Genomic DNA, 1,749 nt, shown 5'->3' with positions numbered 1-1,749 from the left:
CCTAGTAAGTGCCGGTAGCGGTTGATCCGGGCTCGGTCATCGGGGTGCTCCTGGTGTTGGTTCGGGTTCGGGTCGGGCCATCACTACCGGGAGGCAGCGGATGTCGAAGGGCGGGAAGCTCACGCGGGGTGACCGGCGGCGCAATGAGCGGCTGGGACGGTTGCGGTCGATCGTGCGTCGCGATCTCGCGGTGCTGGGGGTGGATCTGGCTTCGGGCAAGCAGGCCGCGGCGGTGTGTGATCACGACTCGCGGGTGCTGGCGCGGCGGATGTTCACCGGAGATGCCTGGGTGATCGAGGAGATCCTCGATTGGGCGGCGCCGATCGCCGCCGAGGCCGGGTTCGCCGGGGTCGTGCTGGGCTGCGAGCCGACCGGGCACCGGTGGAAGCCGCTGCTGGATCGGGCCCGCGCCCGGGGGGTCGAGCTGGTCTGTGTGAACCCGATGCTGGTCAACCGGGGCCGCGAGGAGGAGGACTTCACCCGGGACCGCTCGGACTTCAAGGACGCCACGATCATCGCCAAGCGGGTCGCCGAGCTGCGCTGCTACGTGCCCTATCAGCTCGAGGGTCACTGGTGTCGGCTGCGGCATCTCGGGGCGCGCCGCGACGACCAGCTCGTCACCGCTACCGCGGCCCGCCAGGCCCTGCGCGACCTGCTCGAATGCGCCTGGCCCGCTGCCCTGCAGGTGGCGGCCAAGCCGTTGGAGGCCCTGAGCTGGCGGGCGGCGATGAACGTGTCCACCTCTCCGGCGGTGATCGCAGCGATGACCTACGAGGATTTCGCGCAGGCCGTGGGAACCGAACTGCGTCGCTGGGGCGGCACCCGACGTAACCACCGCATCCTGCGCGCCCTGCACGCTGCGGCCGGCGCGCCGGGCGGGGTCAGCAGTGAACGCGACGCGGCCTGCGAACGCGCCGGGTTCGCCCTGGCCGACTGGCACCGCGCCCTCGGCGAGATCGACCACGTCGAAACCCTGCTGCTCGAGACCCTCGGCGCCCTCGAACTCGTCGAGCTCGCCGCCACGATCCCCGGCGTCTCCCCGGTCGGGGTGGCCGCGATCCTGGCCCAGACCGGCGACCCCGCCCGCTACGACAGCGCCCGGACCTGGGTCAAACACGCCGGGCTCTGCCCGCGCGACAACGAATCCGGCACCTTCGCCGGGACCACCACGATCTCCCGGCGCGGCCGCCCGGCGCTGCGCACCGCCGCGTGGCGCGCGGTCTGGTCCGCACTGCAGCACAACCCGGTCTACCGGGCCCGCTACCAGCACCTGACCACCCGCGCCGAGAACCCGCTGCGCGACGGCCAAGCCCGCACCGCGATCGCCGGCGCGCTGCTGCGGCAACTGTTCATCGTGGTGACCCGCCGAGTGGCCTGGGACCCCGACATCGCCGCCGGACGCGCCCACGAACCGCGCACCCCCGACACCGCAACGCAGAAGGTGGCGCCCGTGGCCGCATGACGCGACGATGGCGCCGGGCGGGGCGAACCCACTTTGTCCTTGGGAAGAACCCGTAGCTGAGCAGGGGCGCCCCGCCCACCCTGCACCCGAGCTCGCATGAGGGCTGTTGGGCCGAACCCGGTTGTCCGCTAGGTCGAGCACGCAGCGTGGGCACCAGCACCCGCCACCACGACGCCGTCGATCACCACCACCAACAAGCTCAACTCGCCGGTCCCGGCGAGGCGATGACGCACGCCCACCCACCGGAGCAACCCACCTTGACTTCGCCCTCATAGGTTGCTCAGCGC

At 72.0% G+C, this 1,749-nt stretch carries 1 protein-coding gene; it reads left to right on the top strand.

Annotated elements, in window-relative coordinates; all coding sequences use genetic code 11:
• The first annotated feature begins 199 nt into the window (after positions 1 to 199).
• Positions 200 to 1,462: a transposase gene (locus LN037_RS32025; protein WP_230761165.1), complete on the top strand. Its 1,263-nt coding sequence runs from the start codon at positions 200 to 202 to the stop codon at positions 1,460 to 1,462.
• Positions 1,463 to 1,749: the final 287 nt, after the last annotated feature.

It is taken from the genome of Actinomycetospora soli (assembly GCF_021026295.1).
Lineage (GTDB): Bacteria > Actinomycetota > Actinomycetes > Mycobacteriales > Pseudonocardiaceae > Actinomycetospora > Actinomycetospora soli.
Note: the sequence above shows the minus strand (reverse complement) of the source record. Positions and strands in the feature narration are given on the sequence as shown.